Origin of the sequence: Stenotrophomonas maltophilia (assembly GCF_025642255.1) — a bacterium.
Classification (GTDB): domain Bacteria; phylum Pseudomonadota; class Gammaproteobacteria; order Xanthomonadales; family Xanthomonadaceae; genus Stenotrophomonas; species Stenotrophomonas maltophilia_P.
The window spans coordinates 1,112,130-1,134,926 of the sequence record NZ_CP106759.1 but is presented as its reverse complement, the minus strand read 5'-3'; the positions used below and the strand labels follow the sequence as shown (position 1 = coordinate 1,134,926).

Sequence of the window (22,797 nt, the reverse complement as noted above, 5' to 3'; positions counted from 1 at the left end):
AGGTCCGCCGGGCATCGCCCGGCGGCGCAGAGCAGTGGCGCCGGGCCATGCCCCGGCGAGCGAGGCGTGCCTACAGGCCGTACCGCTCGATCACGTCCAGATGCGGCTGGCGATCCTGGTCGCAGGCTTCGGCCAGGCGCAGCCAGCACAGCGGATGTGCCCAGCCGGCGGTGGCCTGCTGCAGGAACCGGTGCAGCGCGAGCGGTGCGTGATCCTGAGGCTGGGCGATGGTGAACAGCAGCCCCGGCAGCGTGCCATCCTCGGCCTCCGGGTCGGTCACGGTGTAGTCGGGACGGCTGTGGGCCCAGATTTTCCAGCCCTGCGCCTCAACCGCCTCGACCAGGGCATTCCAGGCGTCCTCACCCGGATGGGCGCCGTCGATCAGCCAGCTGCGGGCGAAGCCGCCACGCTCCAGCACATGCACCTGTGCGTAGGTCGGGATGAAGTGCTCGCGTGCCTCCTCGTCTTCCGGTGCCGGATGCACCAGCGCCGCGTCGAACACCACCCAGTCACCCACCTGCTGGGCGCGGTTGGCCGGCGCGTTCTCGACGATGCGGGCGGTCACCGGGCCACTGCGCCGGGCGTAGTACTCCATCGGCTCGCCCTCTTCCTCGCTGCGGATGATCACCCAGCCCCACGGCTCTTCGACCACACCCTCGGTGCTGGACAGTTCCATGCCGATCGCCGCCGCCGACCGCCGCACGGCGTCCCAGTCATGCGCGGCGCTGGCGGCACTCATGTGGTCCCAATGCGCGGCATTGGGCTCCTCCAGCAGTTCGATCAGCTGCGCGTAGCAGGCCTGGGCATCGCTGAAGCGTCCGGTCTCCATGTACATGCGGGCCAGCGTGCCACGCGCGCCATGCGATCCCGGCGACAGCTCCAGCAGTGCCTTTGCGGCCAGCTCCAACGCCGGCCAGTCGGACACCCGGCGCGCGCGCTGCACCTCGCACCAGTGGGCGAACACCGGCACGCTGTCGCGGAACACATCCGCCAACCGGCGCAGGCCCGCGTCATCGCCCTGTTCGGCCAGCCACCGCATCAGCGTGTAGGCCGCGGCACCATCGTGCTGCGGATGCGCCGCCACGAAGTCCCACAGCAGTGTGCGTGCTTCGGCCTGCGCGCCGCAGGCATTGAGCGCCGAAGCCGCCGTGTCGGCCAACGGCTCATCATCGGGACACTGTGCGTGGGCCTGCAGCAACCATTGCGCCTCCTGCTCGGGATCGCGCGAGTGGTTCTGCTCCCCGCGCGCTTCCAGCCACGCCAGCAGCTCCGTGGCCGGCACCGGCAACGGCGCGACCTCCGGCAGGCTTTCCACGCGTGCAGCCAGGGCGGCCACCAGCGCGGACGCGCCGCGGTCCTGGCGCAGCTGCGGAAGGTGGGCACGGGCCAGGCCCAGCTGCCGCTGCGCCACCCAGCGCGCGCCCCGCTGCAGCGCCAGCTCCAGGCTGAGTGCAGCCACCTCGATCAACAGCCGGTGCGAACCGACGCGGGCGAAATGTTCGATGATGGTGTTGAAGCGCGTACCCAGGTCCCAGGTGTTGCGCGCCGGATCGCGCCGGCACAGCGCAGCGGCGGTGTTCGCCCACAGTCGCCAGTAGTTCGGCGTCAGTTCGCTCCACGGCACCATCTGCTGCAGCGCTTCTTCGTCGCGGCCCAGCTGTGCCAGCGCCCAGGCCTTGGACAGGCGGCGCGGCACGGTGCAGTTGGCCGGCTCATACTCGCCCGACGCGACCACCTCGGCCTCCCGCTTTTCGATCAGCGCCAGCGCTTCCTCAGCGCGGCCCAGGCCCAGAAGGATCTTGATCTGCATCTCCGGGAAGCTGTCGAACACCTCCTTGCCGCAGGCCTCGATCGCGTCGGCCTGTGCCTGCAGGTAATCCAGCGCCTCCTGGCCCCGATCGTCGTCCAGCAGCGCGTCCGCCTTCTCGCAGCTCAGGCACTGGAAGCAGGCCCAGCTCGGATCGATGCGTGCCAGGGTCTCGTCGCAGACCTCGACCCGTTCGGGCACCCAGCCGGGGCCGTCGATGTTGCCGTAGCAGGCGGCCAGATCCTGGGTCACGCAGATCGACTGCGGGCACTCCAGGGTGTCCTCGCGATGCGCACGCTCGAACAGCGCGACCGCCTCGCCCAGTGCACTTTCACCTTCGACGCGGTTGCCCACGCGGTTGCGCAGCGCCCAGTGGCCGACGTAGACATCGACCCAGGGATTGTCCAGCGCCTTGCCCAGCGCACGCGCCTCGGGCAACAGCGCATCGACGCGGTCGACCTGCAGCTCGCTGACGTCGTCTGCAAGGCGGTTCAGCAGGTGCGCGTTCTGCGCCTGCCCGGCCTGGCGCAGGTCGCCCTGCAGTTTTTCTACCCAGTTCCAGATGTCCATGAGGGGATTACGTGCTCCTGTCTAGCGAAGGCTGGATGAGAGCGGGCGTCATCGCAGCATCTGCTGCAGCGCGCCCGCGATGTCGGTGAAGGCTCCATTGAGGTCGGGGCCTGCGGTTGCCGTCGTCCGCGCCAGGGGCCTGCCCTGCGCGGCGACGATGATCTTCAGGGAGCGCAGCAGGCGTGCAGCCGCTTCGGCCTGCGGGTGGCCTTCGCGCTGTGCGCGCAGCAGCGCCTGCACCGCGGTGTTGTCGAGGTTGAGATACAGCCGCGACGGTGCACGCGATTCGATGCGTGCAGTGAACTGGCGGGCCAGCCGCAGCGCGGCCATCGACACACGCTTGTCGTTCTCGTCGTCCTCCAGCCGCTGCTTCAGTTCGGCCTCGCGGTCGGGCACCACCACCACCGGCAGTGCCTCCGGACTGAAGCGCGCCGGCAGCAGCTGCTCACCATCGCCCAACTGCTCACGCAGCCAGGCCAGCTGCGCCTCATCGAGGCTGTCATCGGTACGGAACAGCGCGCGGTTGCCCTGCTCGGTGCCCAGTTCCACCAGACGCAGGCCCTTGGCCTGGGCCCAGCGACGCAGGAACGGAACCACCGCATAACGATGGCCATGCGCGACCGGCACCCCCATCGCGCGGAACAGCATCTCTTCGAAACCGCCACCGTTGTCGAGGATCACATGCACGGCGCCGCGTGCCGGCAGCGCGCTGGCCGGCAGATCGCCCTGCGAGGTCGGCACGCGCACGTGCTCCACCAGCAGTTCGAACAAGCGGTCATCACACAGCGCCGCGCCCAGCAGCGCTTCGTTGTGGCGGGCCAGCACCCGGCGCCAGGCTTCAGGCTGCTGCCGTGCGACCTCGGCCAGGCCATCGATCAACGCCTCCAGCAGGGCATGCTGCACGGCGCGGTAATGATCATCGCGCTGCAGATCCTCACGACTGGCGGTGGGCGTCAGCCGCGAGGACTCGATCACGCCACCGATGAAGCCGGCCCAGGGCGGGAGCAGGTCACGTGCATCGTCGTCCAGCAGCATGCCGCGCACGAACACTGACAGATTGCGGTTGTCACTGGTGCCATAGGTGGCGCCATCCTGCACCCACAACAGGCCCGTGGCGTCGCTGACGCCATCGGCGCGCAGCGGCAGGGTGACGATGGGCTCGAAGTCATGCTCGAAACGCGCGGCGAACTGCAGGGACTGCCGGCGCGCCTGCACCGGGTGCAGCGCGACCTCGCCCTGCGCCCGCCACGGCGGCGGCTCCGGATTGATCGCCGAGGTGGCGGCACCGATGAAGATTGGTTCGGACAGCAGCGCGCAGTACCGCCCCAGCACCTCGTGCAGGCGTGCTTCGTTGGCCAGCGGCAGGAAGTCGGGGTGCAGTTCCAGCTCCACTTCGGTTCCGATCTCGCGCGCGGGCACTTCGCTGACCGTGTACTGCTCGGCATTGCTGGACACGTACAGATGGCCGAGTTCCGGCGTCTGGTAGGAGGTGGTGCGAACGCTGACCCGACGCGCCAGCACGAAGGCGGACAGGAAGCCGAGACCGAACATGCCGATCAGGCCATCCTCGTCGGCGCCGCCCTGGCGCAGGCCACGGGTGTAGCCGACACCGACGGTCGCCAGGTAATCGTGGATCTCCTGGCGGGTCAGGCCCGCCCCGGTATCGCTGATGCGCAGCACGCCGGCGGTGGCGTCGACCTGGACGGAGATCCGGGAAGGCACGTCCCTGCCCGGCTGCTCGATGCGACGGCGGATGATCGAGTCATGCGCGTTCTGCACCAGCTCGCGCAGGGCCACCATCGGCGTGGAGTACAGGTGCTTGCCCAGCACCGTCATCAGTCCATTGAGGTCGACGCCCGCTCGGCGGATTTCGGCGGCGGGGGCGGTAAGCGCGGGGTCCTGCATGTAATCGTTTACTCCTGGGCACGGAAAGGCGCCACAGGGCGCCTTCGTCGAGCGGGAAAAACTAGCACAGGGAGGCTGACCGTAGCCGCATCTGACGTCTGCAGCGTCTGGCCCATGCCCGGCGGTCCTTCGCCGGGGAAGCAGACGCGCGTGGCCCGGCTCAACAGGATCGCGGCCGCCGGCGCGCCTCCGATGGAATCACGCCGCGTCGATCGCCTCGGACAGGCGCTCCACGGCGATCACCTCCATGCCCTTGACCGAGCCGCCCTTGGGCGCATTGGCCTTCGGCACGATCGCACGCCTGAAACCATGGGTGGCCGCCTCGCGCAGCCGGTCCTCACCATTGGGCACCGGCCGGATCTCGCCGGACAGGCCCACTTCGCCGAAGGCGATGGTCTTCTCGGCCAACGGCCGGTCCTGCAGCGACGACAGCACCGCCAGCAGCACCGGGAGGTCGGCGGCCGTCTCCTGCACGCGGATGCCGCCGACGACATTGACGAACACATCCTGGTCGCCCACCAGCACACCGCCGTGCCGGTGCAGCACCGCCAGCAGCATGGCCAGACGGTTCTGCTCCAGGCCTACGGCGACACGGCGCGGGTTCGACAGCGGCGACGCGTCGACCAGCGCCTGTACCTCCACCAGCAGCGGACGGGTTCCTTCACGGGTCACCATCACGCAGCTGCCGGGCTGATGCGTACTGCCACCGGACAGGAAGATGGCCGACGGATTGGAGACCTCCTTCAGGCCCTTGTCGCCCATGGCGAACACGCCCAGCTCGTTGACCGCGCCGAAACGGTTCTTGAACGCACGCAGCAGCCGGAAGCGGCTGCCGCTTTCGCCTTCGAAGTACAGCACCGCATCGACCATGTGTTCCAGCACACGCGGGCCGGCGATGCCACCTTCCTTTGTGACGTGGCCGACCAGGAACACGGCGGTGCCGGTTTCCTTGGCGAAACGCACCAGCCGTGCGGCACTCTCGCGCACCTGGCTGACCGACCCCGGTGCGGCGGTCAGGCTTTCCGTCCACAGCGTCTGCACCGAGTCGGCCACGATCAGGCGCGGGCCGGCCTTGGCCGCGTGCTGGAGGATCGACTCGACGCCGGTTTCAGCGAGCGCGTTGACGCCATCCAGGGGCAGTTCCAGCCGATGCGCGCGACCGGCCACCTGGGCCAAAGACTCCTCGCCGGTGACATAGAGCACCGGCAGCTCGGCCGCCATCCTGGCGACCGCCTGCAGCAGCAGGGTCGACTTGCCGATGCCGGGATCGCCGCCGACCAGCACCACCGCCCCCTCCACCAGGCCGCCGCCGAGCACGCGGTCGAACTCGCCGATGCCGGTGCTGACCCGGCGATGCTCGGTCTGCTCCACGTCCTTCAGGGCGGTGATCTTCGGCGGATCGACCTTGCCCGCCCAGCCGGCCCGCCGCGATGCCGGCGCCTTGGCCGCCGCCGCGCTTTCCAGGACGATTTCCGACAGCGAATTCCAGGCATTGCACTCGGTGCACTGGCCCTGCCATTTGCTGTACTCGGCGCCGCATTCATTGCAGACGTAGGCGGTGCGGGCTTTTGCCATCTGGGAATTTCCTGCGGCGGGGACGGGCGTGGCAGGATAGCCGAGCCCGGTCGCAGGTGCTGCGACCGCTCAAGTACCGCCCACCTGCGCCGATAGGGGTCGCGGGCGTGCGCCTTGCGGGCGCCCCTCCCTTTCCCACTGGATTCAACATGACTGGAAGTTACAGTCAGAGCCTGGTCGCCATCTCTCTGCTGGTGGCCATTCTTGCTTCGTACACGGCCCTGGACATGGCCGGGCGTGTCGCCAGCGCGCAGGGACGCGTCGCCCGCTGGTGGCTGGCTGGTGGCGCCGCCGCGATGGGCCTGGGCATCTGGTCGATGCACTTCATCGGCATGCTGGCGTTCGACCTGCCGATCCCGATCGGTTACGACCTGGCCATCACCCTCTACTCCCTGGCCGTGTCGATCGGCGCATCGGCCTATGCGCTGTGGCTGGTCTCCCGCCCCAGCCTGCCGCGACGGCGGCTGCTGGCCGGTGCGGTGCTGATGGGCACCGGCATCGCGGCCATGCATTACCTGGGCATGGCCGCCATGCGCATGCAGCCCGGCATCGACTACCACCCAGGCTGGTTCGCGACATCGATCGTGGTGGCCATCGGCGCAGCCGGCGCTGCGCTGTGGATCGCCTTCCGCCTGCGCACCGAGCAGCGCAACACGCTGCGCCTGCGCCTGCTCGCCTCGCTGGTGATGGGGCTGGCCATCGTCGGCATGCATTACACCGGCATGGCCGCCGCACGCTTCGCGGACGGCAGCATCTGCGGTGCCGTGGTCAATGGCGGCATCGATGCCCGCTGGCTGGCGGTACTGGTCATCGTCACCACCGTGGCGACGCTTGGCATCGCGCTGGTGGCCTCCCTGTTCGATCGCCAGATGCGGGTCCGCACCGGGCTGCTGGCCGATTCGCTGGCGCACGCCAACAACCGGCTGATCCAGGCTGCGCTGCACGACCCGCTGACCCAGCTGCCCAACCGCATGCTGCTGCAGGACCGCATCGAACAGGCCATCGAGAAAGCCTGCCGGCACCAGCACGCGGTGGCCGTGATGTTCTGCGATCTTGACGGATTCAAGGCGGTCAACGACGCCTACGGTCATCAACTGGGTGATCGCCTGCTGGTCGCCGTCGCGCAACGCATCGGCGGCCTGCTGCGACCGCAGGACACCTTCGCGCGCCTGGGCGGGGACGAATTCGTGATCGTGCTGGCGATCGACATCCCGGATGACGCCGTGGTCGTCGCAGAGCGCATCATCGCCGCGGCCAGCGAGCCTTTCATTCTCGACGCGGCCGAGCTGCAGGTCAGCGCCAGCCTCGGCATCGCCCTGTACCCGGACGACGCCGGCAACGAACGCGAGCTGATGGCCCACGCCGATGCAGCCATGTACCACACCAAGGACACTGGCCGGAACGGCTACACGTTCTTCACTCCCTCGATGCAGCTCAGTGCAAACCGCCAGCTGCGGCTGCTGCAGGATCTGCGCAAGGCCATCGCCCGGGACGAACTGGTGCTGCACTACCAGCCGAAATTTCCCGCCGCCGATGCCCCCGCCAGCGGCGCCGAAGCGCTGCTGCGCTGGCAGCACCCGGAACTGGGCCTGCTGGCACCGGACGTGTTCATCCCGATCGCCGAGCGCAGCGGGCTGATCCTGCCGATCGGTGACTGGGTGCTGGATCGCGCCTGCGCCCAGCTGCGTGCGTGGCATGATGCCGGCCATCGCGGCTGGACGATGGCGGTCAACCTGTCTCCCCTGCAGTTCGCCTCGCCGACGCTGCTGGCCAGCGTGCGTGCGGCGCTGGAACGACACGCCATCGATCCGCCTCTGCTGACGCTTGAGATCACCGAAACGACTGCGATGAAGAATGTCGACGCGAGCCTGGCGATTCTCAACGATCTCACCGCGATGGGCGTGCACATCGCCATCGACGATTTCGGCACCGGCTATTCCAGCCTGCTCTACCTCAAGCGCATGCCGGCCACCGAGCTGAAGATCGACCGGGCCTTCGTGCACGACCTGGAACGCAATGCCGAAGACGCCGCGATCGTCTCCTCGATCATCGCCCTGGGCCGTACGCTGCAGTTGCAGGTGGTGGCCGAGGGCGTGGAGACCCAGGCCCAGCGCGAGTATCTGAGCGAACTGGGCTGCGACCAGCTGCAGGGCTACCACCTGGGTCGGCCGATGGATGCCGAGGAGTTCCTGCGCAAGGTGGGGTGAGGCCCGTCGTGCGAGTTCGGAGCCCTCGCCTGCGACATGGGATCCGACCCCATCCACCCGACAACAGAAAGGCCGCCCGGGGGCGGCCTTTCTGCGTGGCAACGTCGCGGGGACGTCAGTGCATCATATGCACGTTCATGTTGTGCATGACCCACAGGGTGCCGACCACGATGATGCCGATCACCACGATGGTGAAGGCAGCAGCGTTGACGTTCCAGCGGCTCTCCGAGGAGCGGTCCAGGTGCAGGAAGAACACCAGGTGGACCAGCATCTGCAGCACGGCGGTGATCGCGATCACCACACCGTTGACGGTGCGGGAGAAGTCGCCCGACATCACCATCCAGAACGGGATGACGGTCAGCACCACTGCCAGCACGAAGCCGATCAGGTACGACTTCACGCTGCCGTGGCTTTCGCCACCGGTGCCATGATCGTGTGCGTGGTTGTCATGTGCCATTACAGCGCTCCATTGAGGTAGACGACGGAGAACACGCCGATCCAGATCAGGTCCAGGAAGTGCCAGAACAGGCTCAGGCACGCCATGCGGGTCTTGTTGGTCGGGGTCAGGCCGTACTTCTTCAGCTGCACGAACATCACCAGCAGCCACAGCAGGCCGGCGCTGACGTGCAGGCCGTGGGTACCGACCAGGGCGAAGAACGCCGACAGGAAGGCACTGCGGTCCGGACCATAGCCCTGGTGGATCAGGTGCTGGAATTCCCACACTTCCATGCACATGAAGCCGAAGCCCAGCAGCCAGGTGATTGCCAGCCACAGGTACATCTGACCCACCTGCTTGCGGTGCAGGGCGATCATGCCCAGACCGAAGGTCAGCGAGGAGGTCAGCAGCAGCGCGGTTTCCCAGGCCACGAACGACAGTTCGAACAGGTCCTTCGGACCGGGGCCACCATCGGTGCCGCCGGCCAGCACCACATAGGTGGCGAACAGCGACGCGAAGATGAGGCAGTCGCTCATCAGGTACACCCAGAAACCGAAGACGGTGTTGCCGCCGGTGTCGTGATGCTCGTGGTCGTCATGGGCCGCCGCATGCGCGGCGTGCCCGTGGCTCAGGGTCGAGGTATTGGTGCTCATGCCTTCAGCTCCGACTTCACCAGGCCCTGGGCTTCCAGGTGCTTGCGGTGTTCGTTCTCGATGCGTTCCACCTCGGCGGCCGGGACCCAGTAGTCCACGTCCTGGTCGAAGGTGCGGTAGATGAACGTGGCGATCATGCCGACGAAGCCGACGATGGCCAGCCACCAGATGTGCCAGATCATCGCGAAGCCGAACACCAGGCTGAAGGCACCGATGACAACACCCGTGCCGGTATTGTGCGGCATGTGGATGTCGGTGTACTTCGCCGGCTTCGGCCAGGCCTCACCGCGCTGCTTGCGCTCCCAGAAATCGTCCAGCTCGGTGACGTCCGGCAGCGTGGCGAAGTTGTAGAACGCCGGCGGCGAAGAGGTTTCCCACTCCAGCGTACGGGCATCCCACGGATCGCCGGTCAGGTCGACGGTCTTCTTGCGGTCGCGGATCGACACGGCCACCTGGATGATCTGGCACAGGATGCCGGCACCGACGATGAAGGCACCTGCAGCAGCAACCAGCAGCAGCGGCTCATAGGCCGGATTGACCGTGCTCTGCAGGCGACGGGTCATGCCCATGAAGCCCAGCACGTACATCGGCATGAAGGTCACGTAGAAGCCGATGAACCAGCACCAGAACGCGCACTTGCCCCAGAACTCGTTGAGGCGGAAGCCGAACATCTTCGGCCACCAGTAGGTGATGCCCGCGAACATGCCGAACACCACGCCGCCGATGATCACGTTATGGAAGTGCGCGATCAGGAACAGGCTGTTGTGCAGCACGAAATCGATGGCCGGGATGGCCAGCATCACGCCGGTCATGCCGCCGATGGTGAAGGTGACCATGAAGCCGATCGTCCACAGCACCGGCGTGGTGAACTGCACGCGGCCGCGGAACATGGTGAACAGCCAGTTGAAGATCTTCACGCCCGTGGGAATGGAGATGATCATCGTCGTGATGCCGAAGAAGGCATTGACGTTGGCACCCGAACCCATGGTGAAGAAGTGGTGCAGCCACACGATGAACGACAGCACGCCGATGCAGGCGGTGGCGTAGACCATGCCCTTGTAACCGAACAGGGCCTTGCGCGAATACGTGGCGATCACTTCCGAGAACACGCCGAACGCCGGCAGGACCAGGATGTACACCTCCGGGTGGCCCCAGATCCAGATCAGGTTGATGTACAGCATGGCGTTGCCGCCACCGTCATTGGTGAAGAAGTGCGTACCCAGGTAACGGTCCAGGGTCAGCAGCACCAGGGTGATGGTCAGCACCGGGAAGGCAGCGACGATCAGCACGTTGGTCACCAGGGCAGTCCAGGTGAACACCGGCATCTGCATCAGCTTCATGCTCGGCGTGCGCATCTTGAGGATGGTGATGAAGAAGTTGATACCACTCAGCGTGGTACCCAGACCCGCCACCTGTAGACCCCAGATGTAGTAGTCCATGCCTACGCTTGGACTGTATTCGATCCCCGACAAGGGCGGGAATGCCAGCCAGCCGGTGGCGGCGAACTCACCGATCCACAGCGACAGCATGATCAGCACCGCACCGGCGACGAACAGCCAGAAGCTGAGCGAGTTGACGAACGGGAACGCGACGTCGCGCGCACCGATCTGCAGCGGCACGGCCAGATTCATCAGGCCGGTGATCAACGGCATCGCCACGAAGAAGATCATGATCACGCCGTGGGCGGTGAAGATCTGGTCGTAGTGGTGCGGCGGCAGGTAACCCTCGGAGCCACCGACGGCGATGGCCTGCTGGGTGCGCATCATGATCGCGTCGGAGAAACCGCGCAGCAGCATGACGAAGGCGACGATGAGGTACATCACGCCGATCTTCTTGTGATCCACCGAGGTGAACCACTCCTTCCACAGATAGCCCCACAGCTTGAACTTGGTGATCAGGGCGACGACGCCCAGGCCACCCAGCACCGCACCGACCAGTGTGGTCAGCACGATCGGATCGTGGGGGATCGACTCAAGAGAGAGTTTTCCCAGCATGTTCATTCTCCCGAGCCCGCATGACCGGCGTGGCCGGCGTGCTCGTGTTCAGTGGCATCCAGGTTTTCCCCGGACTCCTTGGACTTGTGCTCTTCGCTCGGGGCGTGGCCTTCGTGCCCTTCATGGCTGGCAGCATCGGCGGCAGCGGCGCCCGCATGGGCGTGCTTCATGCCGTAGTGCTTGTTGTCGCCCATGTGCTTGGCGATGACCCAGTCGAACAGGCCCTCCTCGGACCGGCCGTAGTAGGTCACCGGATACCACTCGGCATTGCGCGCTTCACCCAGGGCCTTGAACGAGGCCTTGTCCAGCGTCTGCTCACCGGCGCGGACCTGGTCCAGCCACTGGCGGTACTCGGCATCGGTGACCGAATAGGCAGTGAAGTGCATCTTGGCGAAGCCCGCACCGCTGTAGTGCGAGGACATGCCCGGGAATTCACCGGTTTCGTTGGCGATCAGGTGGAGCTTGGTCTCCATCGCCGCCATCGAATAGATCATGCTGCCCAGGTGCGGGATGAAGAAGGCATTCATCACCGTGTCGGAGGTGATCTTGAAGTTCAGCGGAGTGTTGACCGGGAACTTGATCTCGTTGACGACCGCGATCTTCTCTTCCGGATAGATGAACAGCCACTTCCAGTCCAGCGAGATCGCCTCGATGGTGACCGGCTTGACGTCCGATTCCAGCGGCTTGTACGGATCCAGCGCGTGCGAGGAGCGCCAGGTCAGCACGGCCAGCACCAGGACGATCATGCAGGGGATCGACCACACCACCACCTCGATCGCCGTCGAGTGCGACCACTTCGGCTCGTAACGGGCCTTGGTGTTGGAAGCGCGGTACTTCCACGCGAAGGTCAGGGTCATGATGATGACCGGGATGACGACCAGCAGCATGAGCACGGTGGCCGTGATCAGCAGGGTCTTCTCATCCTGGCCGATCTGGCCCTTCGGACTGAGGATGGCCACGGCATCGCAGCCGGTGAGCATCACCAGCACTGCGAGCAGCAGGCCCGGGCGCAACCAGCGCCCAAGGGTTTTCAACGGAATCATCGGTCGATCCAATTGCGAGGGAATGCCGTTCCCCGTCCTGCCCGCTCCGGCCAAAGCCGGTCCCACCCGTCCGGAGACAGGCAGGGAGGTGGGGTCGAGTCAGCCTTGCAATTTTAGGCCGTCACCCACCATTTAAGAAAGGCATTGACAATGATCCTCCGCAGGAAAGGCCCCATTCTGGCTGCGACACGTTGTCGCACCGTGCGCGCAATGGGGCGCGGAGCATCGCAGCCGCAGGTGTCGCCACGCCGGAATCCCTCGTTCGGCAAAGTCGAATGAACGCATTCAGGAACTGTGGCATGCTGACGCGCGTGCGATGCTGTCCGTCTACTGGAGAGCTCCAATGGGCAAAGTCGATTTCAAGACGCTTGACCGCACCCTGTACCGGGCGCCGACCGGCGACTTCGTCCTGCTCCAAGTGCCCTCCCTGCCGTTCGTGATGATTGACGGCCGCGGCGACCCCAACACGGCAATCGCCTACGCCGAGGCCGTACGCTGGCTTTACTCCGTCAGCTATGCGTTGAAGTTCGCCCTCAAGGCGGTGGGACAGGACCATGTGGTTGCGCCGCTGGAGGGGCTGTGGAGCGCTGAGGATCCGGGCAGCTTCGTCGCCCGCCGCAAGGACGAATGGACCTGGACCCTGATGATCCGCACCCCGGATGCCGTCGACACGCCGCGGTTCGCTGCAGCAACGGAGAAGGTGAGGGCGAAGCTCGGTGCGCCACCCTCCAGCCTGCGCCTGCAGCGGCTGGAGGAGGGTCTCTGCCTGCAAACGCTGCACGTGGGCCCCTATGAGGATGAAGGCCCGACACTCGCGAGGCTGCACCAGGAGGTGATGCCATCGCTGGGCTACACGTTTGCCGGCCCGCACCATGAGATCTATCTGAGCGACCCACGGAAGACCGCTCCTTCGCGACTCAAGACACTCCTGCGCCAACCTGTGCGGGCGGTAGAGGCGGATGAGCCGCCGGTGGACGCCCCCGCCCGGCGGGCGAGGACGTCCTCCCTGCATCAGAACCGGTAACCCAGGCCCAGCTGCACGCCATTCTGCAGCTGGCCGTCGCGGCGCTCGCCCACGTAGTCGACCATCACCGACAGCCGCTCGCTGGCCCGGCTGGTCACACCCAGGTTCCAGCTCAGCACCTGCTCGCCCACCGTCTGGCTGTTGCTGCCGAACATCATCCGCATGGGCCAGATACGCAATGACGTCCGCCTCAATCGGCGGGGGAGCCGCGGATGAAGGCAGTCAGCGACGCACGGGGGGCTCGCCACCCGATGGCAGGAACTCGACTGCCACCCCTCGCCGCTCCCCGCCAGCCGGTACCTTGACTGCGCTGCGCCAGCGCGCCGCCGCCGCCCGCGCAGCCTGGTCCAGCGCCAGGACGCCGCTGCTCCTCTGCACAAGGACCGAGGTCACCTGCCCGTCCTCCCAGACATCAACCACCAGCAACATACGCACGTTACGGGCAACGACGGTGCCTTCCGGCAAAGGCGGCAACGGCTCGGGTGTGAAGCCGGCCGCGGCCAGATCCACACGTAGCGTTCCCCGATCGCCCTCCGCCGTATTGGGCGGCCCGCCGTCTTCCTGCGCAGGGGCTGCGGGCGCCCGGGGCCGCGGCGGCACCCACAACCCTGTGCCATCGGCCAGCGTTCCGCGTGGCGGCAGCGCTCGCTCTGCGTCGGGCTCATCCGAGGGCGACGTCACCGACACCACTGGCACGCCCGGCTCTGCCATCCCGCCAGGCGAGGCCGCCGTGTCGCCGCCAGCGTCATCACTTGTACCCTCAGAAACCTTGTCGGCAGCCGGCCCGAGCAGCGCCGAGGCCCGCGCCTCCAGAATGCGGGAGCGCTCCCTGCTGCCGCGCGACATCATGATGGCCCCCAGGCGCACGTCGCTGCCCAGCAGGATGTTGCCGGTATTGAGGTAGTCACGCGAGTCCACGCCGCTGCGCAGCCGTCGTTCCAACTGGCCGGCTACCACGCGCGCGCCCAGCGCCAGTTCCTCGTCCTGGTCGGCCATCACTTCGCTGTAGGCCTCCCATACAGGAACTTCGTTGGGCGCATAGGCCAGCACCTGTTCCAAGAGGGTCTGTATCCGATACAGGCGCTCCTGCAATGGCAACTCGTCCAACGCAGGAGGCAGCTGCCGCCTGCCGAAGAAGCTGCGCACCGACAGCGCTCGCATGTCCTCGGTCAACAGCGCCAGAGCAATGGCCGGGCGGCGTGGCGACGCAGCCCACATCTGCCGAAGCAGTTCGGTCGATTCCGCGTCCAGCGCCCTGTATTCCGGGCTCCGCCTTGCCTCCAGCACACTGCGATCGATGGCACCGGTACGGCTGGGCGGAGAGAGCGCGTTCATCTTGCCCACCACGGCGCTGTACTGGTCGCGCAGGCGCGCGAACTCGCGCGTATGGTCAGACGTGCGCGGCCAGAGCCGAGCAGATGCCTTCAGCTCGCTCAACAGGTGATCGACCTGCGCCACGTCTCCGCGGGCACCAGCGCGCATCGCCGCCTCCACTGTCTGCAGCGAGTCCTGCTCGAACGCCTCGCGCGAACTCCATTGCCGCTGCCCGCGCGCCAAGTCGTTCGCCGCTATGTAGACCTGGCGCGGTGCGTCGCGATCAACAGAGCCTCCGCCACCAGAGATCACTACCACCACGACGAAACCCAAGCCCAGCATCAGAGCCGCCACCAGGTAATTGCCGGACCGATCCAGCCAGGCCACGCGCAGCAGCGACAGCACCGAAGCCGTGCCGCCCAGCATCACCGCCGCGCGGAAGGCAGCGCGGCCATCGCTGATGGATGGGCGAGCACCCAGATGGCCCAGGACATCAAACGTGGAGTAAACCAGACCGCCCAGCCACGCCCACAACGGCGTCAGGCCAATCAGAACCGCCAGCAGCACGGCAAGCCAGCCCAGCCACTTCACGGCCGCCTACTCATGATCAAGCCCGGCACGCACAGGATGTAGAACAGCACGCCCAGCAGGAGCATGCCGGACTGCACGGCCAGCTCAAAGCCATCCCACCAGCCCGGCGAGGGCAGCGCGTCGTAGGCACGCCAGGCCGGCATGCCCCAGCCGGCCACCCAGCCCAGCACCAGGGTGCCGACCGCCGCCATCGTAACCCGCGACCCCAGGCCGGGAAGCTGACTGGTTGTGGCAGCAGCGCCCGGAGCGGCCGGCCTTGCCACCGGGCGGGCGGCTGCCGCCTGCCGCAGTGGCTGGGCCGTGCGGGTACGTTTCCGCTTGCGACCGCGGCCCTTGCCGCCGTTCGTCTGCTGTGCCACGCGCGCACTGCGTGCGACCAGGCCGGCGCGCGCGCACGCCGCGCAGGGTAGCCCGGCAAAGTGCTGGTGGCTGGCATCCTGACTGCACGCCACCAACTGGCCGCCGCTTCGCCGCGCGTAGCCCATCAGCAGCGACGACCACTCCTGCGCCGATGGACGGCGCTGCGGCTGCGCCGAGAACGCGCGATCAAACAGATCGCGCAGAGCCGGCGGGAACATTTCATGGCCACTGACCGGTGCGGGCAGCAGGCGGCTGATGCCGCGCCGGCCGTAGGGATACAACCGCGCAGCGATGCGCCCAGGCAGGTCGTTGGGCACGTCGCCCCCCTGGGGGCGCCCGGCGTACGGATGCAGGCCCGAATTGAGCAGCTGGAATACGATCACCGCCAATGCGAAGCGATCCTGCGCCTCTTCCTCGCCAGGCGTGACCCCACGCTGCTGGAACTCGGCCGCCAGATAATCGGTGGTCACCTGGCCGGCCGGGAAACGCTCGTCCTTGCCCTGGATGCTGAAGCCATCGCAATCAAGCATGGCGATGAACAGCGAATCGCGGTAGAAGCGGACATTCAGCGGCTTGAGATCGACCACGTAGTGCTGACAGCGGTGCAAGGCAGCCAAGGTCGCCGCCAGATTCGCAGCCAGGGTCATCTTCGCGCCCAGACCGGTGGGCAGCTTTTCAACGCGTGCCTGCCGTTCCTGCAGTACATGCTCAAGATCGGTGGTGGCCGACACGTCCAGGATCGGCATGCTGAAGCCGATGAAGCGCCCGCCACGGTCACGGAGCAGACCGGTCGGCCATGCGATCTGCACACGTTCGCGCCCACCCTCACGGAGCGTCGGCAGATCCGGCTGCAGTTCCAGCATTGCCCGCAGCTTGCGCTCGTAGAACGGCACGTCCTTGGCCGAGTGATACAGCTTGGCGACCTCGCGCGGACGCTCCTTCAGAGTGAACACACTGCCGGCGCCACCACTCTTGAGAAGGCGCAGCAGGGTCAGCGGCTGGCGCCGCTGGTCGAAGATGATTTCTCCACTGCGGCCAGGCATGTGCTCAGCCCGGCAATGCGATCAGCAGCGTCTTGTCATCGCCGGTAATGCCATCCGTGCGCGGGTCGGACAAGGTCGCCTGCAAGGCCTGGCTGCCATGTGCTTCATCCACGGCAGAGAGATAGCGCAGCACCGGCCCGAAAAACGGCTGGAACAAGGTGTCCCCTCGGCGTCCCATCGCAAAGGGCTGCACGCCGTCGGACATCAGCACCAGCGCCTGCACCGCCCCTTCGAAACGGGTCAGCCGCAACTGTTGACGCCAATTGGCTCCGGTAACGAACCAGGTTTCGTTGGCGTACTCGCCGTTGGCCGGCAGCGACACTGCATCGGCGGTGCCATCGCTGAACGCGCAGGCGGCGACCCCATCGCCGATATGGAGGAACCAGCCACCACGCGCATCGGCTACTACCCCCACAAGGGTGCAGGCATGGTCGGACAGGCGCAGGCCATGTCCGGCGGCCAACAGCGCCAGTTGACCGCGCGCGTCATCGATGGCCGTTTCGATGATCGGCCGCAGCGCGTCCACGGGCACCGTCAGCGGTGCGTCGCCCAACGCCATTGCCGCCGCCAGTGCAGCGGCGACGCTGCACGACATGTGTTGCGCCCCGACATCGCTGTGCGAGGCCGAGCCGGCACCATCGCAGACCACCGCCACCAGCAGCGCACCGCTGCATACCGCGGCATGCGCGTCCTGGCAGGGCTGCCCGCGATCCACGTGCGACCGCCCCGTAGCCGAGGCAGCCATAACGCGCCAACTCACGGTCAGACCGGCACGTGCGACCAGCTATCGGTCGCCGGCAACTGGACCTGCCCGCCGGGCGTCGAATTGGACACCACGCGCATGCTCGCGCTGAGCCACAGGAACAGCTCCTTGAACTGCAGGCCCTGCAAACGCTTCACCCCGCGCTCGCCATTGCGGCTGAACCGGGCAAGCACACCGAGGTCGGCATTACCCACTGCAATTGGAAACACCGCCACCCTGTTCTGTTCCTCGGCACTGCGGCACTGTTCGGCCACCGCCTCCCAGGCATCGGTCGGTTGGCCATCGGACATCAGGAACAACCATGGCCGCGTGTAGGCCACGCCAGCCTGCCGGAAGCGCTGCTTCTCATCTTCGATTTCCTGCAGGGCAAGCTCCACCGCCGCGCCGGTGGGGGTGGTGCCGTTGGCCTTCAGGGTGGGCGCAGTGAAATCCATTGCATCGCACCAGTCACCACGTACGGCGGCAGTGTCCATGCCACCGTATTCCACCAGCAACACGCGCACACGCTTGGCCGCTATCACATCGTCCTTCAGCTCCTTCTCCAGCAGCTTCAGACCAACGTTGAGCTGTTCGATCGGGCTACCATCCATGCTGCCGGAGCAGTCCAGTACCAGTATCAGCGGTGTGCGCTGTTCGCTGTTATCGACCAGAGAAACGTCAGGAATCGCGCCAATGGACATCGTGGTAAGCCTCCGTGCTATGGATCGGGCCGCTGTATGCGTTGCATCGAGTATAGGCACAGGGGAGAAGGGAAACCATGAGCCGACTTCCGACGCCCCGTGGCAATGCTTGCCACATTTGCCGACGTGCCCGGAATCCGACTCTGTCCAGGGATTATGGAGAGCCAACCGACTCCCTGCCGATACCGTCGTTCTGGAACATCTGTTCAGCAGCAGGAGGGTCTTTTCGGTGCAAATGCGACACTGGCGTGGGATGTCGCATGTGCTGAAGCAGGGCCATGAAGGCTTCGCTCAGCAATCAGGACTGCCAGCCGTGGGCTGGCACTACTGGGGAATTCGCATTCCGCCGGGCATGGCCCGGCGCTACCAGACCAGGCTACACGTTTGCCGGCCCGCACCATGAGATCTATCTGAGCGACCCACGGAAGACCGCTCCTTCGCGACTCAAGACACTCCTGCGCCAACCTGTGCGGGCGGTAGAGGCGGATCAGCCGCCGGTGGACGTCCCCGCCCGGCGGGCGAGGACGTCCTCCCTGCATCAGAACCGGTAACCCAGCCCCAGCTGCACACCATTCTGCAGCTGGCCGTCGCGGCGCTCGCCCACGTAGTCGACCATCACCGACAGGCGCTCGCTGGCCCGGCTGGTCACACCCAGGTTCCAGCTCAGCACCTGCTCGCCCGCCGTCTGGCTGTTGCTGCCGAACACCAGATCCGGCGCCGCCGCAAAGCCAGTGCTGTAGCGGGCCTGCGTGTCCCCCAGCTCCTTCTGCCACACCACCCGCGCCCGCGGGGTGATGCGCTCGCCGTTGTTGCCCTCGAAGGTCTTGAACAGCTGCAGGCCCGCACCCACCCGGATGCTCTCCAGGCTGCCGCCACGCCCGGCCAGCGCCGCCACGCCCTGCCCTTCGTTGAACCGCGTCGCGGAGGTGCGCGCATAGTCCACCACCGGCAGCAGCGGCTGGATCACCACGCCCTTGCCGCGGGTGAAGGAGAACGCATGTTCCACCCGCGCGGAGATCGCATCGTTGCTGTACTTCGCACGCAGCGGGTCCTGCAGGCCCTCGATGCCGGCGATGCTGCGCCGGGTGTCGTGGCGCAGGTCGGTGTAGCGCACCGCCGCGGACAGATAACCGCGTGCGTAGATCGCGTCCAGGTAACCGCCCACATCCAGCGCACGCACGTCGCCGGTGAAGCTGGAGGCGCCACGGGCCTTGGTCGACATGTCCGCGGCCGCCACGCTCACGCCCAGGCCGACACGGTCATCGGCCAAGCGCGTATCGGCACCGACCACGATGCCGCCCACGGTATGGCTCATCCCGGCCACGCCAGCATCGGCATCGATGCGGCCATGGCTGGCGAAGCCGCGTGCCCACAGACCGTGGCCACGCTGGCCATCACCGCTGGCCCCCGCACCTGCTGCCGTCGGCTCGACCAGATGCATTGCCAGCTGGTTGAACAGGGTGCCATGGCGCATGCCCGGCTGTGCCGACATCGACTGCGCGACCTGCGCGGCCAGGCCATCGGCATCGCCACCGGCACTGCGCATCGCCGCCTGATGCTGCTGGACCACGTTGCCGATGCTGCCCAGCAGGGCGTTGTCGGCCAGGCGCAGGGTGGCGTGCGCATCGCCACGCAGCGCACCGGCCTGCTGCGCGACCACGTCGCGGTCGGCAAACTGCAGTGCGCCCAGCAGCGGCTCCAGCGCCGACGCCGGCTGCGACGCGGCCGTCCTCAATGCCTGGCCGAGGCCCGCGCCCGACGCCACGTTGGCGAACGGAGACACGTCATCGAAGGCCGGATTGGCGACCGCCCAGATGCCGTCGCCGGTCTGCACGATATTGAACGTGAGCAGCGAGTTCTCGCGCGGATGGAACCTGCGCTGTGCCGTGTCGGCACTGGTCAGATCGGCACTGTAGCCCGAGCCGTCCTGCCGCTCGGCACGGGTGAAGGCGACCTGTCCGGCCTGCAGCTGCGGCACGCTGGCATCGAACTCGCTGTCACTGTCGTTCAACAGCGCGGTGGTCAGCTCGTTGCCTTCCTTGCTGCCATAGATACGTCCCTGTACCAGCGGGATCGAAAGATCCTGGCGGTAGTAGCCCGGTGCGATATCCAGCGCGAGCTTGCCGACCGTGCCGCCGATCAGGAAGCCCGGCGCCGTGGTGGCCGCCCTGTTTCCGCAATAGTAGTAGCTGCCCTGGCTGTCGCAGCGATGGACTTCGAATGCGTCCAGTACAAGGCCCGCCTGGCGCGTCTCCGGGGTGATGTCGAACAGCAGCCGGCCGGCATTGGGATAGGCGAAGCTGACATAGCCGTTGACCGTCAACGGGCCGCCCTGCGGATGAAGATCGCCACCGGCCACCCTCACCCGCGCCACCTGCGGAACATTCCAGGGGAAGTCGGGATAGTCCGGGTCCCCGACATAGGCCGTCGCGCCGATGGTTCCATGCCCCTTCAGTGCGGCCCCTGGATCCAGCGTCACGACGGCCGTGGAGATTCGACCACCGGCCATCGCCACCTCACCTCCACGCCGGACCAGCAGCGTATCGCTGTTGTCCAGTTCGCCGGTCGAGGCGAGGGACAGCGAACCGTCCACGATCGTGCTCCCGGCCTTCAGCAGACCGTCCCTCACATCGACGGCACCGTTGCGTCCTATCACGCTGTTGCCGGTAAGCAGGTTGCTCTGCGCTGTGATGTCCAGCCTTCCCGAGTCCACCCACAGGATCGACGCACCGCTGTCTTCTGTCGCGGACCAGTGGGCGCCTGCGGTGAGCTTGATCACGCCAAAGGCATCGCCGCCGACGACCTTGTCCACATCCACATCGCGCACATAGGAGAACTGCGCGGGATCGAATGCCGGATTGATGTTTCCGCTCACCCGCTTGCCATCGATGATCAGGACATCGTTGGTCGTTGCATAGTCCATCGAGGTCGCCACCCTGTCGCTGAACAGCGTCACGTCCGGATAGGCCGTGCAGCCACCGTCGTCGCTGGTGTCGCGGGTCGGGCAGAAGCGGGTCGCGATGGCCATCGTGGCCGGATCGAAATAGCGCAGGAACCCGGAGCTTTCCGTCAGTTCGTAGTGGGCCTGGGTGATCCGGCCTTCAATGACGGCAAAGTCCCTGGCGCCAAACATGTCCCGGTAGTACTGGATGTACTTCTCCTGGCCCGGGTACGGCGTGGGAACACCATCCCGGGCTTCGCCATGGATCCCCAGCACGGTCATGTCGTAACCGTCATACACCGGCAGGGCGAAGCGGGTGATCCGACGATTGACACCGGCGACGAACGCATCGGCACACGCCGAGTAGCAACCACCGTCCAGCACGGTATCCAGGCCATTGCGACGGATGACCTCGCCCATGCCAACGCCACCGCTGGCAGCACCACCGGGTGAATTGCGGAAGACGATCTGGCGGATGGTCCGTCCCTGCCGGTTCGCCGCGCTGAGAATGCGCTCCAAGGTCCTGGGATCGCTGCTCTCGACGCCGCCGGAGTAGTAGATCGTGTCGCCGTTAAGATGGAAGGTGCTTGCCTGCGCATCGAGCGTGGAGAGTCCCGCCATCAGAGCGAACGACATCGCCATGCTCAGCCTGGACCGGGAAGTGAGGGGGGAGATCGACGAGTTCGACATGCGGGTTACCTGTGTTCGAGAGAGTGCCGCCCCGCCAACGCCCCCGCCGATGCAGGGCCACTGGACGTCGCAGTGCCATCCGTCGCGCCTGTGGCCGACGACAGGAAGCACTAACGGCCGAAGGTCGCCCTCACCCCCAGTCGGGCGGCGAATCGCGCCACATCGCAGCGAGGCGTGTCGGCAGGCTCCCGGCGCGGCCTTGGTGGCCGCGGCTGCCAGCCACCACGGCCGTCGAGCCTGGGCCCGCACCACCGGCACCCCAAAACAGAAATCCCCGACCGGGGCCAGGGATCTTCATTACAGCGGGCATCAGAAACAAGAGCCCTGCGATCTACGCATCAGCTTGCCGAGCCTGGTCGCAGCTTGTTCAAGCGTCAGGCGTTCGACGGAGCCCAAGGTGCGGCGCTTCCCTTGCGCCCAGGTGAAGATCCAAGCCTTGTGGCCAGAGGTCTGCACTCTCAGGATCAGGCCACGAACCTAACCTGAGCGCCCCTGAGCTCGCAGGTCTATCCTTGGCCCAGCCGCGAGAACGATGCATTTGGTGAGAGCGGACAACATCGGGAGAATTGTCCGTAAGCGGCGATGGGCCCAACTTACGCCAGGATGCGAGGCGATGTCTGGATGCGGATCGTCCGCGACCAACGTGCCCCGTCAGCCTTTGTATCGATGTCCTTCCCTTCCTTTTACTATTTCAGACAATTCATTCAGCCCGCATCTTCCAGCTGCGACTGCAGATGTCGGAAGGCCGCGACGCACTCCGGAACGCCATCTGACAGATCTTCGAAGAAGAACTCTCTGTAGAAAATATCTGGCCAGATAAGGACGCTGCCACCAAGAATTTCAACCCTCCAACAGTCCGGGAGTTTTCCATCAGTCACTGAGAATATATCAACCGGCGCAAAAATCAGATTCCCATGATCGCTGACCAGCTGACAAGTAAGTACGCCTGCCCGATACACAGATGAGGCTTCATGCAGGCTAAGCCCATAAGCCGTGTACTCCCTCCCGCGAGTCACGGACAATCGAGGCTTCAGCTTGCCCTCTGCGCCGAGACCAGCGAGAACGCTCTCCCATTCATCGATAACTTTAACTCGCATTGAGCTACTTCCCCTCTTCAATGAGCTTTGTTTTTGGCTCAACAACCTGCCCGCTCGACTGATTCCGATATGCGTGGGTGGAAAACTGCTGACCATCTGGCGCC

The 22,797-nt window shown here is 66.2% G+C and carries 17 protein-coding genes; 2 read left to right on the top strand and 15 right to left on the bottom strand.

Annotation, left to right across the window (positions count from 1 at the left end; translation table 11 throughout):
• Positions 1–70 precede the first annotated feature (70 nt).
• The 3 genes from N8888_RS05285 to radA form a co-directional block, all read right to left on the bottom strand.
• The gene (locus N8888_RS05285; protein WP_263177827.1) at positions 71–2,377 is read right to left on the bottom strand and encodes a tetratricopeptide repeat protein; all 2,307 of its coding nucleotides are present in this window, start codon (positions 2,375–2,377) and stop codon (positions 71–73) included.
• 48 nt (positions 2,378–2,425) lie between these two features.
• Entirely contained in the window at positions 2,426–4,282 is a 1,857-nt protein-coding gene (locus tag N8888_RS05280) for an ATP-binding protein (RefSeq protein WP_164150734.1), read from the bottom strand.
• Between the two features lie 198 nt (positions 4,283–4,480).
• A complete protein-coding gene (gene radA, locus N8888_RS05275; protein ID WP_053518980.1) occupies positions 4,481–5,857 on the bottom strand; it encodes a DNA repair protein RadA in 1,377 nt (458 codons plus the stop codon).
• A gap of 149 nt (positions 5,858–6,006) precedes the next feature.
• Between radA and N8888_RS05270 the strand changes: the two genes are divergently transcribed.
• Complete coding sequence (locus tag N8888_RS05270) at positions 6,007–8,064, top strand: putative bifunctional diguanylate cyclase/phosphodiesterase (RefSeq protein WP_053518982.1); 2,058 nt, start codon at positions 6,007–6,009, stop codon at positions 8,062–8,064.
• Positions 8,065–8,179: 115 nt separating this feature from the next.
• On the opposite strand, the gene cyoD is transcribed toward N8888_RS05270, so the two are convergent.
• From cyoD to cyoA, 4 genes are read right to left on the bottom strand one after another with little or no spacing between them, the layout of a single operon-like run.
• Positions 8,180–8,521, bottom strand: coding sequence for a cytochrome o ubiquinol oxidase subunit IV (gene cyoD / locus N8888_RS05265; protein ID WP_053518984.1), 342 nt, complete (start codon positions 8,519–8,521; stop codon positions 8,180–8,182).
• Positions 8,521–9,153, bottom strand: coding sequence for a cytochrome o ubiquinol oxidase subunit III (cyoC, locus tag N8888_RS05260; RefSeq protein ID WP_253118952.1), 633 nt, complete (start codon positions 9,151–9,153; stop codon positions 8,521–8,523). The genes cyoD and cyoC overlap by 1 nt, the downstream gene beginning before the upstream one ends.
• Positions 9,150–11,147 carry a cytochrome o ubiquinol oxidase subunit I gene (gene cyoB, locus N8888_RS05255; RefSeq protein ID WP_263177826.1) on the bottom strand — a complete coding sequence of 666 codons (1,998 nt, stop codon included), beginning with the start codon at positions 11,145–11,147 and terminating at the stop codon, positions 9,150–9,152. The genes cyoC and cyoB overlap by 4 nt, the downstream gene beginning before the upstream one ends.
• A 2-nt stretch (positions 11,148–11,149) precedes the next feature.
• A complete protein-coding gene (gene cyoA, locus N8888_RS05250; RefSeq protein ID WP_053518989.1) occupies positions 11,150–12,190 on the bottom strand; it encodes a ubiquinol oxidase subunit II in 1,041 nt (346 codons plus the stop codon).
• Positions 12,191–12,533: 343 nt separating this feature from the next.
• Here cyoA and N8888_RS05245 point away from each other — a divergent pair, with 343 nt between their 5' ends.
• On the top strand, positions 12,534–13,214 hold the full coding sequence (locus N8888_RS05245; RefSeq protein ID WP_065181125.1) for a GyrI-like domain-containing protein: 681 nt from the start codon (positions 12,534–12,536) through the stop codon (positions 13,212–13,214).
• On the opposite strand, the gene N8888_RS05240 is transcribed toward N8888_RS05245, so the two are convergent.
• The 8 genes from N8888_RS05240 to N8888_RS05210 all read right to left on the bottom strand — a co-directional run bounded on the left by N8888_RS05240 (position 13,202) and on the right by N8888_RS05210 (position 22,693).
• Positions 13,202–13,378, bottom strand: a complete 177-nt coding sequence (locus tag N8888_RS05240) for a hypothetical protein (protein WP_263177825.1) — start codon at positions 13,376–13,378, stop codon at positions 13,202–13,204. The two genes, N8888_RS05245 and N8888_RS05240, sit on opposite strands and share 13 nt — an antisense overlap.
• A 58-nt stretch (positions 13,379–13,436) precedes the next feature.
• Entirely contained in the window at positions 13,437–15,119 is a 1,683-nt protein-coding gene (locus N8888_RS05235) for a TonB family protein (protein ID WP_263177824.1), read from the bottom strand.
• Positions 15,116–16,522 carry a hypothetical protein gene (locus tag N8888_RS05230; protein WP_263177823.1) on the bottom strand — a complete coding sequence of 469 codons (1,407 nt, stop codon included), beginning with the start codon at positions 16,520–16,522 and terminating at the stop codon, positions 15,116–15,118. Before N8888_RS05230 ends, N8888_RS05235 begins: the two co-directional genes overlap by 4 nt.
• 4 nt (positions 16,523–16,526) lie before the next feature.
• Positions 16,527–17,267 (bottom strand): PP2C family serine/threonine-protein phosphatase, encoded by a 741-nt coding sequence (locus N8888_RS05225; protein WP_263177822.1) that lies wholly within the window; start codon positions 17,265–17,267, stop codon positions 16,527–16,529.
• Between the two features lie 17 nt (positions 17,268–17,284).
• Positions 17,285–17,965 (bottom strand): vWA domain-containing protein, encoded by a 681-nt coding sequence (locus tag N8888_RS05220; RefSeq protein ID WP_065174626.1) that lies wholly within the window; start codon positions 17,963–17,965, stop codon positions 17,285–17,287.
• Between the two features lie 538 nt (positions 17,966–18,503).
• On the bottom strand, positions 18,504–21,542 hold the full coding sequence (locus tag N8888_RS05215) for an autotransporter domain-containing protein (RefSeq protein ID WP_263177821.1): 3,039 nt from the start codon (positions 21,540–21,542) through the stop codon (positions 18,504–18,506).
• A gap of 363 nt (positions 21,543–21,905) precedes the next feature.
• On the bottom strand, positions 21,906–22,058 hold the full coding sequence (locus tag N8888_RS18805) for a hypothetical protein (RefSeq protein ID WP_430542981.1): 153 nt from the start codon (positions 22,056–22,058) through the stop codon (positions 21,906–21,908).
• A gap of 242 nt (positions 22,059–22,300) precedes the next feature.
• Complete coding sequence (locus N8888_RS05210; protein ID WP_263177820.1) at positions 22,301–22,693, bottom strand: hypothetical protein; 393 nt, start codon at positions 22,691–22,693, stop codon at positions 22,301–22,303.
• Positions 22,694–22,797 lie beyond the last annotated feature (104 nt).

Bases quoted from the DNA above. Each gene is read 5' to 3' on its own strand.
- N8888_RS05215 (WP_263177821.1), bottom strand. From the start codon at position 21,542: ATGTCGTTCGCTCTGATGGCGGGACTCTCCACGCTCGATGCGCAGGCA.
- N8888_RS05230 (WP_263177823.1), bottom strand. From the start codon at position 16,522: ATGCCTGGCCGCAGTGGAGAAATCATCTTCGACCAGCGGCGCCAGCCG.
- N8888_RS05210 (WP_263177820.1), bottom strand. From the start codon at position 22,693: ATGCGAGTTAAAGTTATCGATGAATGGGAGAGCGTTCTCGCTGGTCTC.
- N8888_RS05270 (WP_053518982.1), top strand. From the start codon at position 6,007: ATGACTGGAAGTTACAGTCAGAGCCTGGTCGCCATCTCTCTGCTGGTG.
- cyoA (WP_053518989.1), bottom strand. From the start codon at position 12,190: ATGATTCCGTTGAAAACCCTTGGGCGCTGGTTGCGCCCGGGCCTGCTG.
- N8888_RS05220 (WP_065174626.1), bottom strand. From the start codon at position 17,965: ATGTCCATTGGCGCGATTCCTGACGTTTCTCTGGTCGATAACAGCGAA.
- radA (WP_053518980.1), bottom strand. From the start codon at position 5,857: ATGGCAAAAGCCCGCACCGCCTACGTCTGCAATGAATGCGGCGCCGAG.
- cyoB (WP_263177826.1), bottom strand. From the start codon at position 11,147: ATGCTGGGAAAACTCTCTCTTGAGTCGATCCCCCACGATCCGATCGTG.
- cyoC (WP_253118952.1), bottom strand. From the start codon at position 9,153: ATGAGCACCAATACCTCGACCCTGAGCCACGGGCACGCCGCGCATGCG.
- N8888_RS05240 (WP_263177825.1), bottom strand. From the start codon at position 13,378: ATGCGGATGATGTTCGGCAGCAACAGCCAGACGGTGGGCGAGCAGGTG.
- N8888_RS05225 (WP_263177822.1), bottom strand. From the start codon at position 17,267: ATGGCTGCCTCGGCTACGGGGCGGTCGCACGTGGATCGCGGGCAGCCC.
- N8888_RS05280 (WP_164150734.1), bottom strand. From the start codon at position 4,282: ATGCAGGACCCCGCGCTTACCGCCCCCGCCGCCGAAATCCGCCGAGCG.
- N8888_RS05285 (WP_263177827.1), bottom strand. From the start codon at position 2,377: ATGGACATCTGGAACTGGGTAGAAAAACTGCAGGGCGACCTGCGCCAG.
- cyoD (WP_053518984.1), bottom strand. From the start codon at position 8,521: ATGGCACATGACAACCACGCACACGATCATGGCACCGGTGGCGAAAGC.
- N8888_RS05245 (WP_065181125.1), top strand. From the start codon at position 12,534: ATGGGCAAAGTCGATTTCAAGACGCTTGACCGCACCCTGTACCGGGCG.